Source organism: Aliivibrio fischeri (assembly GCA_038993745.2).
Classification (GTDB): domain Bacteria; phylum Pseudomonadota; class Gammaproteobacteria; order Enterobacterales; family Vibrionaceae; genus Aliivibrio; species Aliivibrio fischeri_B.
This window is the reverse complement of record CP160629.1, coordinates 1,099,594-1,112,640: the sequence shown is the minus strand read 5'-3', so window position 1 is coordinate 1,112,640 and position 13,047 is coordinate 1,099,594. Positions and strand designations below refer to the sequence as shown.

Below are 13,047 nucleotides of genomic sequence, written 5' to 3'. Positions count from 1 at the left end.
CATGTCAGATACAAGCACAGCACAAGAGCTAGATAATCAAGTTACTGTTGGACTTCTTGATCAAATCGTAGCTCAAACCAATTTAACTCCAGAAGATGAAACATACGGTATTGCTAAGCGTGGTATCAGCGCTTTTATTGAAGAGTTATTAAAACCTCAAAATCAAGAAGAACCAGTCAAAAAAGCCCTGATTGATAAAATGATCACAGAGATTGATCAACGTTTAAGTAAACAAGTTGACGAAATTCTTCACCACTCTTCTTTTCAACAACTTGAATCTGCTTGGCGTGGATTAAAATTACTCGTTGATCGCACCGATTTTCGTGAAAATATTAAAATCGAAGTGATTAATGTATCTAAAACTGACTTGTTAGAGGACTTCGAAGATGCTTCAGAAATTACTCAATCAGGACTCTACAAGCATGTCTACACTAACGAGTTCGGTACATTTGGTGGCCAACCTGTTGGTGCTATTATTGGTAATTATGACTTTGGTCCTTCTGCGCCTGATATTAAAAACCTTCAAAACTTGGCTGCTGTAGCAGCGATGTCTCATGCACCATTTATTTCAGCCGCAGGTCCTAAATTCTTTGGCTTAGAATCATTTGAGGGATTACCTGATCTAAAAGATCTTAATGATCATTTTGAAAGTCCTCAATATGCAAAATGGCAAAGCTTCCGTGAACAAGAAGACTCAAGATATGTAGGTTTAACATTACCTAGATTCTTATTACGTCAACCTTATGATCCAGAAGAAAACCCTGTAAAAGCATTCAATTACCATGAAAATGTTTCTGCTACTCACGAAGATTATTTATGGGGAAATACCGCTTTTACAATGGCAACTCGTATCACTGAAAGTTTTGCTAATTTCCGTTGGTGTCCAAATATTATTGGTCCTCAATCAGGTGGTGCAGTGGAAGACCTACCTCTCCACCACTTTGAAAGTATGGGTGATATTGAAACTAAGATCCCAACAGAAGTTCTTGTTTCCGACCGCAGAGAATATGAATTAGCAGAAGAAGGCTTTATTGCTCTCACCATGCGCAAAGGCTCAGATAATGCGGCTTTCTTCTCTGCTAACTCTGTTCAAAAAGCAAAATTTTTCGGTAATACAGAAGAAGGCAAAAACGCTGAGTTAAATTTTCGCTTAGGTACACAGCTCCCTTACTTATTCATTATTAGCCGCCTTGCACATTACATTAAGGTGCTACAACGTGAACAAATCGGTAGCTGGAAAGAACGTACAGACTTAGAGCAAGAGTTAAATACTTGGATTCGTCAATACATTGCTGATCAAGAAAACCCACCAGCAGAAGTTCGAAGCCGTCGCCCACTTCGTGCAGCAAATATCGAAGTAATGGACGTTGAAGGAAATCCAGGCTGGTACAAAGTAAACCTATCAGTTCGCCCACATTTTAAATACATGGGTTCTGATTTTACTTTGTCGCTAGTTGGTAAATTGGATCAAGAGTAATCCCTTTCACCCTGTGTTTAGTAAAAGTCTAATTATTGACAATAAACACAGGGCATTTCACAGGGTGTTAATGGAATAAAGAGTGGAATATGTCGAACCAACGATTATTTGAACGACTATTAAGTGGTACAACACAAAACAATCAATCTGTCACAGCACAGCATATGACGGACTCAATTCGCTCACACGTCAGTCAGTTACTTTCAACAAGACAAGGGGCTGCATTGATCTGTCCTGATTTAGGCTTACCAGATCTTAATATGTCTCACATGAGTCCACATGATGCCATCCTTCATATTAAACGCGAGGTTGAACGTGTTATCGCTCGATATGAAACGAGAATCATTAATCCTCAAGTCCGCTATTTAGGCGATATCTATAATCCTTTACGTCTCTATTTTGATGTCAGTGGTGATGTCATCATCAATGGGCAAAATACCGCTATTTCATTTACCGCTCATGCTCAAGCAGCTAACCACAAAGCTGAAACCAATATTACACAAGGTGCAGCATGAGTTTTAATCATTACTATCAATCTGAATTAGCAGCACTGCGCGAATTAGGGAAGTCGTTTTCGAGAGAAAATCCGGCTTTAGCGCCCTATTTAGGTCAAGAGGGATTGGACCCAGATATTGAGCGATTATTCGAAGGGTTCGCTTTTTTAGTTGGTCGTTTACATCAACGCTTAGATAACCAGTTACCAGAATTAACTCATTCATTAATGCGTTTATTGTGGCCTAACTATGTCCAAGCAATTCCAGCAATGAGTACTCTGCAATTTACACCGGCAAGTGAAGCAACCCAAGCATCAATAATTAAACGTGGTACGGAAGTACTTAGCCAACCTATTGATGGCATTCAATGTAAGTTTAAAACATGTTTTGATGTTGATATTTATCCAGTATCACTTCATTCATCATCTTTTACAGCAAATGGGCATGGTGGCATTTATCAATTACGATTGGAATTACCTTCAGGAATCGATCTAGCGTCGTTAAATATGAAGCAGTTACGTGTTCATTTTAATGGAGACAAAGCCAGCTGCTTATCTCTCATTATGGCGCTATGCTCTTCCACTACTCAAGCTGAGTTTTGTGCTTTGGATAAAGAGTTAGAACAAATCAATCGCTCAACGTTTCCAACCCATAGCATTAAACCTGTTGGCTTTAAAACCAATGAGGCTATTTTTGATTACCCTCTCAATACATTTGAAGGCTACCGACACATTCAAGAATTTTTTTGTTACCCAGAAAAATATTACTACATTGACTTAACTGAGTTACCAGTTTGGCCAGCTCAGTTTAGTCAAGGGTGTAAATATGTCGATTTAAAATTCACGTTAGATAACATCACACAACAACCTTTTTACGCTAATCGTGTTCAACCAGAGCTATTTTGTACCCCAATCGTTAATTCATTTAAAAGTGATACACAACCACTCTTACTTAACCACAGAAAAGATCAATATAAGATCACACCAGTTTCTTTAAATGACGATAGCAGTACTATTTTATCGGTCAAAGAAGTACACGGTTGGAACCCTGGGCAAAAAGGTCGTATCGATTTTTACCACTTTGAATCATTTGAACATAACGAAAATAAAAATCGCTCAAACTATTACAGTATTCGTCAAGAAAAGAACATTGTCAGTGGGCACTTTGATACGTATCTGTCTTTTCGCTCTCAACACACTTTTACCAATAGCGTTACTGTTTCTATTGCCGTTACTGCATGTAATGGGGCATTAGCTCAACGTTTATCTGTAAACTCAATTACAGAAACAACAGATCAAACAACTGGTTCAGCCACATTTACCAATATCAGAACAGTAACACCTTGCTACACCCCCCCCATTGATAAAGATGGTCTTTGGTCGCTCATATCAAATATGTCCCTTAATTATCTTTCATTAACCAAGCCAGAAGCGTTTAAACGTATTTTGCTTGCTTATGATTTTGCTGGCCAACAAGACGATGCAAAAGGAAAAAACATAAAAGACTGATCGATGGCATCGTAAGTATATCGACCAAACCTTGCGATATGTTATACGAAGGTGCTCCTGTACGAGCAATGAATACACAACTTCATCTCAACACGAAGCACTTTTTATGTGAAGGCGAGCTGTATTTATTTTCCACTGTAATTAATGAATTTTTATCGCTTTATACCAGTATGAATTCATTCAATCAATTGCACGTTACAAGCACTGATGGAGGAGACTATTCATGGCTACCACGAATGGGGCAACAACCTCTAATTTAGTCTCGATGACATCAAATCAAATTCCTATTCAATTAGGAATAACCATTGAACATATTGGACATTTATCCTTGATGAAGGCATTGGATCATGTATGTCATCACTTAAAAACCAAACATGATGAATGGGATCTTGATCAGGCCTATGACCGCATTCAATTTGTAGCGAATCCTTCACAAGGTTTTGCTCCTCGTGAAATTCAAAGCATTAAAGTAATCACTCATGATGATGGGCTACCAAAAGTCATTATGACGTTAAATATGTTGTCATTAATTGGTGCTTCATCGCCCTTGCCTGCTTTTTATAATGATTATTTACTGCAGGATGAAAACAACGTTCTAAAGTCATTTCTTGATATTTTCCATCATAGATTACATCGTTTAATTCGTAGTGTTTGGCAAAAGTACCGCTATAACGCAGCATTTAGAGAAGGTGCTAATGATCCGTTTTCACAATATATATTTGCATTGCTTGGGTTAAAAAATCCTGAACTGCGTGATGACGACTCAATCAACTGGTCTCGCTTATTTCCTTACCTTGGTTTACTAAGTCAAAGGGTCAGATCAGCAAATACAATCGAAGCCCTATTACGATACTACTTCCAGCATTCAGCAATACATATTGAAGAGTGCATTCTTCGTCACTGCTCAATTCCAACGCAACAACTCTGTGAATTGGGCCAGAACAATGCCGTTCTTTCAAGCACCTCTGTTTTGGGCAGTAGTGCACCAGATAGAGCAAATAAATTTCGTATACATATAAAAGAATTAACGTGGGATCACTTCCACTCTTTTTTAACCGATAAACCAAATTGGATCGCACTCAATCAATTAGTGCAATTTACCGTTAAAGATCCACTCGATTTTGATATTCAACTTCATTTAAAAAAAGATGAACCCCGTCCATTAACCTTATCAGTTGATAATGAATGCTGTTTAGGTTGGACGAGTTGGCTAGGTTCAAACCCGAATGAAGGACGTATTACACTTTCAGGGAAAACATTATGATTAACGTAGAACTACCTCAATTAATTAAAACATTAGATAAAGAGTCACACCTTGCGTTAGAGCAAGCCGCACAATTATGCGTCACTCGTGGCGGTAATGAAGTGTTATGTGAAGACTTTATACTTGCGGCACTGAATAATCCACAAAGTTTCTGGAATAAAGCTTGTCAGCAATACAATGTATCTACTGACGTTTTAATTGAAGCGCTACAACACGGAAGAAAAAGTACCTCATCTGAAAGTAATCATCCTGTCTTATCAACTGCGTTAATCGAATGGCTTCAAGAAAGTTATCTCTTCTCCATGTTAGAAATGCAACTTTCTGAAGTACTAGCAGCAAATTTACTGCTTACTCTCCTTTCTCATCCAAACAAATATGGACACACCCCCTATTACCGTGAATTAAGTGTTATTCCTGTCGCTTCATTAAAACAACAGGTTGAAGGCTTAGTCAGCTGTGCGAATCGAGATTCTCACTCCTCTGCTGAACATCAAAATGCACTCGATGCATACACAACCAATTACACACAATTGGCGAAAGATAATAAAATTGATCCTGTTTTATGCCGAGATTCTGAAATTCGTCAAATGATCGATATTTTAGCTCGTCGTCGTAAAAATAACCCAATGATTGTTGGCGAAGCAGGGGTTGGTAAAACGGCATTAGTAGAAGGTTTAGCAATAAAAATAGCTCAAGGTGAAGTGCCGGATATGCTTGAAAATGTCGCCCTTCTCTCTTTAGATCTTGGACTACTTCAAGCAGGAGCAAGCATTAAAGGTGAATTTGAACGTCGCTTAAATTTGGTTATCACAGCAGTTCAAGAAAGTCCGACGCCTATTATCTTATTTATTGATGAAGCACATACTCTAATTGGTGCTGGTGGACAAACAGGTAGCAATGATGCAGCCAATCTTCTAAAACCAGCTCTTGCTCGAGGTGAATTACGTACAATAGGTGCAACAACGTGGTCTGAATATAAAAAATACATTGAAAAGGATCCTGCACTTGCACGACGTTTCCAACCTGTAAAAGTGAACGAACCTAATGTTACTCAAGCCATAACGATTTTACGTGGTCTTGCAGAGCGTTATGAAGAAAGCCACGGTGTTTATGTAAGAGATGATGCCATTATTGCCGCTGCTGAATTATCTGCACGTTACATTAGCGGTCGCCAACTACCTGATAAAGCAATCGATCTTCTTGATACGGCTTGTGCACGTGTGAAGATCAATTTAAAAGCAAAGCCTGAGTCATTAGAAAGGTTATTGCATATTATTGCTATTACTCAACGTGAGCTTGATTGTGTATTAAGAGATCAACAAGCTGGGATCAATATTGAAGAAAACACCATCACTCTGTTGAAAGAAAAACTGTCTCAAACCCACCTTGACGCTGAACAGTTAGAGCAAGAATGGCAAACACAAAAAGAATTAGCTGAGGCACTGCTAACTTCTCGAATTGACATTGCACAATGTGACGATGAAGAAGAAAAGCATCGATTAATTTGCAACCAACAAGAGATACATCAAGCGCTATCGGATGCACAACATACACACTCTTTAGTCAATTACGAAACCTGCCCATCTTTGGTTGCTGAGGTAGTATCCCATTGGACTGGGATTCCAATGAGTACATTACAACGTGGACAAGCGACTCAAGTACTTACGATAAAATCAAAGCTAAAAGAACAAATCAAAGGCCAAGATCAAGCCGTCATCGCCTTAGAAAAAGCAATCCAAGCCACTGCAGCAGGATTAAACAACCCTAATTCTCCAACTGGTGTATTTCTTTTTGTTGGTCCAAGTGGTGTAGGCAAAACTCAAACAGCTCAAGCCATTGCCGATTTAATGTATGGCGGCGAACAATTTCTCACCACCATCAATATGTCAGAGTTTCAAGAAAAACACACTGTATCTCGTCTAATTGGTTCGCCTCCTGGCTACGTTGGATATGGCGAAGGCGGTGTGTTAACTGAAGCTGTTCGTCAACGCCCTTATTCCGTTGTATTACTTGATGAAGTCGAAAAAGCAGATCCTGAAATAATGAACCTTTTCTATCAAATTTTTGATAAAGGCGTAGCTAATGATGGTGAAGGAAGAGAAATCAACTTCAAACAAACACTAATAATCATGACGTCAAACTTAGCCTCTGATCAAATTGAAGCTCTTTGTAATCAAGAAGAAAAACCGACAACAGATGCATTAACTAAAGCCATCCGTCCAACGTTAAATCAGTACTTTAAACCAGCCTTAGTCGGACGAATGACCGTTGTCCCATTCTTCCCTCTTGATATGGAAAGTATGGAAGCCCTTGTAGATATTCGCCTTAAACAATTAACCGAACAGCTGTCATTGCAACAAATCACTCTTCATTATGATGAAGCAATCATTCAACACATTGCTCAAAGTTGTACATTAACTGAAACCGGTGCGAGAAATATTGATGCCATTATTAATGGACAACTAAAACCTGCATTTTCATCCCAAATACTGCTAGCACTAGCTAGAAAAGAACCATTAACCAGTATTTCTTTATGTATTGATGAAAATGGCCAAGTCTTTTGCGAGTTTGAGGACTAGCCATCATGCCAGAGCTATTAATGAATATTACTTCAGAACAACAAAGTGACTTTAATAAATTCACTCAATGTTGGTTATCTGGAATTTTAAAACACAGTGGTGCCCAAAAGGTAATTTGCTTTTTATCGCAACCTTCTGGTGCACAGTTATTTAAAATGGCTGAAGGTTATTCTGACTCTAAACATCAACCTCAAATCACCTCTTTGCCTTTTGAGAATAAAAACGACAAAAATAACATCATTAATACCGATTATCGTGAATTTAATACGTTAACTCTCTGTATGAGTGAAGGACGTAATTTTAATCTTCATTTTAGTCAATGTACTGATGATATTAAGCATATTTTATTCGAACAATCAGAGTATTACACTCTAACCGATGGTGAAGTTGAATTTATGCCATTAAGAAATTCACAACAAAGAATTTCAGGCGTACTCATGTTTTATTTCTCCAATTTTAGTACCTACCAAAAAAGTGATCGCCAAACAATTTATACCCTTAACTCACTTGCTATTGACCGAATCGCACTAGCAATTAAAAACAGTTACGCTTTATTGGATCAAAAGATTGCTCCTCATTCATCAACAACCCACATCCCATCTGATTTTAATATTGTTGGCGATAGTAGTGCGATAAAAGAGGTGCGCCTTAATATATCTAAAGCGCTACACATTAATCGAAATGTATTGGTTACTGGTGAAACAGGAAGCGGTAAAGAGCTTATCGCAAAAGCTATTCATCAATTTGGTAATAGAAGAAACGAGCCATACGTCGTACAAAACTGTGCCTCTATTCCTGAGCACCTACTTGAAAGTGAGTTATTTGGTTATCAAAAAGGAGCGTTTACTGGAGCAGATAGAGATTACATTGGTTTAATCCGATCCGCTGACAAAGGTATCCTATTTTTAGATGAAATTGGAGATATGCCAAGCTCACTTCAAGCCAAGCTGCTTCGCGTATTAGAAGAGAAAAAAGTTCGCCCATTAGGGTCAACTACCCTTTACGATATTGATGTCAAAGTTGTTGCAGCAACACACCAAGCTTTAATCAAAAAAATTGAGCAAGGTGAATTCCGTCAAGACCTCTATTTCCGTTTAGCACAATTTACCATCGCTCTTCCTCCACTTAGAGAGCGTTATGGCGACATCGCTTTATTGAGTCAGTTTTTTACTAAGCATTATGCTTTAGAGCTCCATCAAGCTACCCCCGCATTAACCAATGAATTTATCAGCTACCTTGATAATTACTCATTTCCAGGGAATGTTCGTGAGCTAAAAAACATCATAGAGCGTTGCTGTATGGAAGCGCCTGACTGCCAACAGTTAGATAAATCTGTCATAGAAAAAGTCTTGAATAGTATCATGATGATGACGCCAAAAGAGAATAAAGAGCAGGCGTTAACTGGCAGTTTATCTTCTCAAATAGACCAATTTGAGAAGAACGTTTTAATGCAATATTTAGAAAAACATCAAGGACACTTGCAGACCATAGCTAACCATTTAGAGCTATCAAAAGGTTCTCTTGATTATCGATTACGAAAATTTAATTTATCCGCCAAGGAATGGAGATATTAAGCATGTTGTTACGCTTTTCACTAATCACAACCCTATTACTGCTGTCGGCATGCAGCAATTACGATGAATATCGTCCTGTTGGCAACCCTGCTCCACAAGAGCAAACCACGTTAGTTTCAGAGGAGGAATAAAAGATGGAGCTGGCTTTTGATATTATTCAATCACAAGATTTACCTATTGATACCTTACCTACTTTTACCTTCAAAAAGGCTGGTGGCACCATTGGTCGCAGTCCAAATGCCGATTGGTATATTGCTGATAGTAAAAGACAATTATCAAACGTCCATGCTTCGATTAGCTTTGAAGACGAACAGTTTTTCATTACCGATAGCAGTACCAATGGCACGTATTTAAACGGAGATGAAGCATCATTAAATAGTGGTGAACTGCATCCAATATCACATGGCGATGTATACGAGTTGGGGTTTATTAAAATACGCGCTCGTCTATTACAAGACCCAACAAATTATCGCTCACCAGAAACAAATCCAAATGCCTCTCGTGATCCTTTATCAAACCATGGTACGGATGAATCTCCATCGGTATTTGACATGATCCCTGATGACAGCTTTTTAAGTGATGGACCAATTGAAGAACTATTAAATTCAGACGAAGAAATTATTCTAAAACAAGTAGAAGAATCGACACCTTCTCACACACAAATGGATGATGTTCTACTTAAAGAGCAATTCATTTCTCCAATATTTAATGAAGAAGAACTTAGCAATGATTCCCTTGATGATGAGATTGAGCTGGAACCGACTTATCAACCAAAAAGATCAAAGGAAAAGATCAATACAACCTCTAAAAAGAAAATAGATAGCATCACAAACAAAGAAGTGCCTGATGCACAAGTAACCTCAAACGAGGCTTATTTAGCAGCATTATCTAAAGGATTAGGCATCGAACTTACTAATCTCGAAGATCCAGAACAAACCTTATTTGATATTGGATCAGCGCTTCGCAGTTCAGTAAATGGCATCCAACAATTGCTACGTACGCGTACTGAAATCAAAAATAAATTAACAGCGAATGCCACCACGATTCAAGGCCAAGGTAATAACCCAATAAAATTCACCCATGATGTTAACGATGCACTCAATATCATTATTCATCATAAATCTGGGTATCTACAAGGGATTGAAGCCATCAACCAAAGCTGTAAAGACATCCAAGCGAATCAATTGGCTATTCATGATGCTTGCCAACATACGTTAGATGCATTGATTGAAAAACTCTCTCCAGAAACGCTGATATATCGTTTTGTACAAGAAGGAATACAAAGCAAATTTGGCAAACCTGACGCCAAATATTGGCAGGCTTACAGCAAACTACACAAACAAATCAGCAAGGACCCTGACTGGCGCAACGCACTATTAGAGCAAGATTTTGCTAAACAATATGAATCTCAATTACAAATGCTCACAGCAGCACTTCGTGTGTAATTAGCGTAAAGAATTAAGAATAAGGACGTATTCACTATGAAAAAATTATTTACCTTCATAGCTCTATTGTTACTCGTTGGATGCAGCAGCACACCAGATCCAACTTACGTAGCGCTTACTCTCAATGCCTCTGCAAATGTTAACCCTGATCATGCGGATCGCCCCTCGCCTCTAGTGGTAAGGGTATTAGAGTTATCTTCAATTACTGGCTTTGAAAACTCAGAATTTTTTGATTTATACAATAATGCAAAATCAACCTTAGGAGCGGATTTTATCGCAGAAGAGGAAATCATCTTACGACCTGGCGATAAAAAAATCATCAAATTAAAGCTCAGTGAAAAAGGACAATATTTAGCTGTTATCGGCGCTTATCAAGATATAGATAATGCAAAATGGCATTACATATACACAGTTGAGCCCGAAGAGGCACAAAAAGTGGAATTGATCGCTACCGACTCTTCTATCGTCAAATTAAAACGCGTGAAAAAGAAAAAGAACGCCCCACAAAGCAGTAGTGCGCGAATTTAGAGGATAGATAAATGCAAAAAGTTATATGGAAAGAAGGCATGCTATTGCGGCCTCAACATTTCCAACAAAGTGATCGTTACTATCAAAATCAACTGCAAGTACGTACGCAGAAGCAACACAGGTTTAATTGGGGTTTCCATTCTCTGAGTTTTGATAGTCATCATTTATCTGTTGGAAAGATCGTTATCAGTCAGGCTAGTGGTATTTTACCCGATGGTTCACTATTTGATATTCAACATCAAACAACCCCTATTGTTTGGGAGTCTGATGCGCCTAAAACAAACTTAAATCTGTATTTAGCGATTTCTTTATCGACTATCAATAGTCCGGAAGCTCGCGATGAAAAAGAAACCGAAATTAACACTCGTTATGTTTCTCACGATTTAACCATTTCAGATAATAATGCCCAAGTACAAAACTTACAGACTATCAGTTGTGGTGAGTTGGATTTTCATATTATTACCGAAGAAGAGATTGATAATCATTGGGTTAAAATCAAACTATGTGAAATTAAACAAGTCACTCCAGAAGGTGCGATTCAACTCAACCCTAATTTTGAAGCGAGTTTTATCAATGGTGTTCACTCGTCTCTTGTTCATCGTTCGCTACGAGAAGTCTTAACTCTCGTTACTCATAAGGCCGATATTTTAGCCGAACGTATTACTAAATCAGGACACGCGACCTCTGAAATTGGTGACTTCTTATTACTTCAATTATTAAATAAGTACGAGCCTCAGCTCCACTATCTAAATAAGTGCTCTCAATACCATCCAGAGGAGCTCTTTTTATTACTTTCATCTTTGCAAGGAGAGTTGTCTACTTATGATTCAGGTCATCGTCGACCAGATCTAAAATTATCATACAATCATAAAGAACAAGGCGAGTCATTTGATCAGATCTTATTTCATTTGCGTAAACAACTGAATCAGTCATTGAAACAAAACGCTTTTGAGATACCACTACAAAAACGCAATCACGGTGTACTTATTGCCCCTATTTCTGATGATAGCTTATTGCAAGAAGCCACCTTTATTCTCGCAGCTCGCTCTCATACCGATGCTGAAAGCTTACGAAAACAACTGCCACCACAATTAAAAGTCGGACCTGTTGAAAAAATTCGCAACCTTGTAAACCTTCAATTACCGGGGATCACTTGTCGCTCACTTTCTGTAGCCCCAAGACAAGTCCCTTTCCATGGTGATTATTGTTATTTCACCCTTGATTTAACCTCAAACGATCGCTCTCAACTAACGCAATCTGGAGGATTTGCCTTCCATATTGCAGGTGATTTCCCTGAGCTTTCTCTTTTCTTTTGGGCAATAAGGAATAGTTAATATGAACAGCAGTAGCATGGATGACCGTACTGTACTTATCACACAAGAGCCTAATCAAGTTAACCCAACTTTAACTGAAAGCCCAAGTGCACCCAAATTCAACCAGCTTCAAGAGCGCATGGTCTACGCCGCGCGTATTAAACCAGAAGAATACAATTTTGCAGGAAACAACCCACTAATCAGTGCTGCTTCCTCATTACTCTGTATCACGTGTGACTTAAAAAAAGAAAGCTACCAAGATATTGAGTTACTAAAACCTAAATTAGTTGAAGAGTTAAAATCCTTCGAGTTTCAAGCCATTAACTCAGGTGTTGAGAGTAATTATGTTGCCTTATCTCGCTACCTGCTTTGCACTTTCGTTGATGAAATCATCGTAACAACGCCATGGGGTTCAGAAAGTCACTGGGCCTCAAAAAGCATGTTAAGTAGCTTTCATAACGAAACATATGGTGGTGAGAAATTTTTCTTACTATTAGAAAAACTCAGTAGAAACCCTGCTAAGTATTTAGATCTATTAGAGCTAATGTACCTATGTTTGAGCTTAGGTTTTGAAGGTAAATATCGAGTGTTATCAAGAGGTCTAGTCGAATTAGACGCCATTCGTGATTCTCTTTATCGCCAAATTCGCTCTTTACGAGGAGATGAGCAAGCTAGCCTCTCTCCAAACTGGGAACCGAAACAAGTTCAACGCCATAAACTCACAAGACAAACCTCTTGGATTGGCATTGTATGCGTTGTGGTTTTCTCATTGTGTGCTATTTACGGTGGTTTCTATTATGTATTGGACCAACAATCAGAGCATGTAATTCAAGCTTTTCAGCAAATTGATTTATAGGATTTTACG

12 protein-coding genes are annotated in these 13,047 nt (G+C 38.4%); all 12 read left to right on the top strand.

The window, feature by feature from the left end:
• Window position 1: 1 nt before the first annotated feature.
• A complete protein-coding gene (gene tssC / locus AAFX60_005435; GenBank protein ID XDF78581.1) occupies window positions 2-1,477 on the top strand; it encodes a type VI secretion system contractile sheath large subunit in 1,476 nt (491 codons plus the stop codon).
• A gap of 89 nt (window positions 1,478-1,566) precedes the next feature.
• Window positions 1,567-1,992, top strand: a complete 426-nt coding sequence (gene tssE, locus AAFX60_005430; GenBank protein XDF78580.1) for a type VI secretion system baseplate subunit TssE — start codon at window positions 1,567-1,569, stop codon at window positions 1,990-1,992.
• Window positions 1,989-3,479, top strand: coding sequence for a type VI secretion system baseplate subunit TssF (gene tssF, locus AAFX60_005425; protein ID XDF78579.1), 1,491 nt, complete (start codon window positions 1,989-1,991; stop codon window positions 3,477-3,479). Before tssE ends, tssF begins: the two co-directional genes overlap by 4 nt.
• 38 nt (window positions 3,480-3,517) lie before the next feature.
• Window positions 3,518-3,739, top strand: a complete 222-nt coding sequence (locus AAFX60_005420) for a type VI secretion system baseplate subunit TssF (protein XDF78578.1) — start codon at window positions 3,518-3,520, stop codon at window positions 3,737-3,739.
• Window positions 3,703-4,743, top strand: coding sequence for a type VI secretion system baseplate subunit TssG (tssG, locus tag AAFX60_005415; GenBank protein XDF78577.1), 1,041 nt, complete (start codon window positions 3,703-3,705; stop codon window positions 4,741-4,743). The genes AAFX60_005420 and tssG overlap by 37 nt, the downstream gene beginning before the upstream one ends.
• A complete protein-coding gene (gene tssH, locus AAFX60_005410; protein ID XDF78576.1) occupies window positions 4,740-7,322 on the top strand; it encodes a type VI secretion system ATPase TssH in 2,583 nt (860 codons plus the stop codon). Before tssG ends, tssH begins: the two co-directional genes overlap by 4 nt.
• Before the next feature lie 5 nt (window positions 7,323-7,327).
• A complete protein-coding gene (locus AAFX60_005405) occupies window positions 7,328-8,896 on the top strand; it encodes a sigma-54 dependent transcriptional regulator (GenBank protein ID XDF78575.1) in 1,569 nt (522 codons plus the stop codon).
• Window positions 8,897-8,898: 2 nt separating this feature from the next.
• A complete protein-coding gene (locus AAFX60_005400) occupies window positions 8,899-9,027 on the top strand; it encodes a hypothetical protein (GenBank protein ID XDF78574.1) in 129 nt (42 codons plus the stop codon).
• Between the two features lie 3 nt (window positions 9,028-9,030).
• Complete coding sequence (tagH, locus tag AAFX60_005395) at window positions 9,031-10,341, top strand: type VI secretion system-associated FHA domain protein TagH (protein ID XDF78573.1); 1,311 nt, start codon at window positions 9,031-9,033, stop codon at window positions 10,339-10,341.
• Window positions 10,342-10,377: 36 nt separating this feature from the next.
• Entirely contained in the window at window positions 10,378-10,869 is a 492-nt protein-coding gene (gene tssJ, locus AAFX60_005390; protein XDF78572.1) for a type VI secretion system lipoprotein TssJ, read from the top strand.
• 11 nt (window positions 10,870-10,880) lie between these two features.
• Window positions 10,881-12,203: a type VI secretion system baseplate subunit TssK gene (tssK, locus tag AAFX60_005385; protein XDF78571.1), complete on the top strand. Its 1,323-nt coding sequence runs from the start codon at window positions 10,881-10,883 to the stop codon at window positions 12,201-12,203.
• A gap of 1 nt (window position 12,204) precedes the next feature.
• A complete protein-coding gene (gene icmH / locus AAFX60_005380) occupies window positions 12,205-13,038 on the top strand; it encodes a type IVB secretion system protein IcmH/DotU (GenBank protein XDF78570.1) in 834 nt (277 codons plus the stop codon).
• Window positions 13,039-13,047 lie beyond the last annotated feature (9 nt).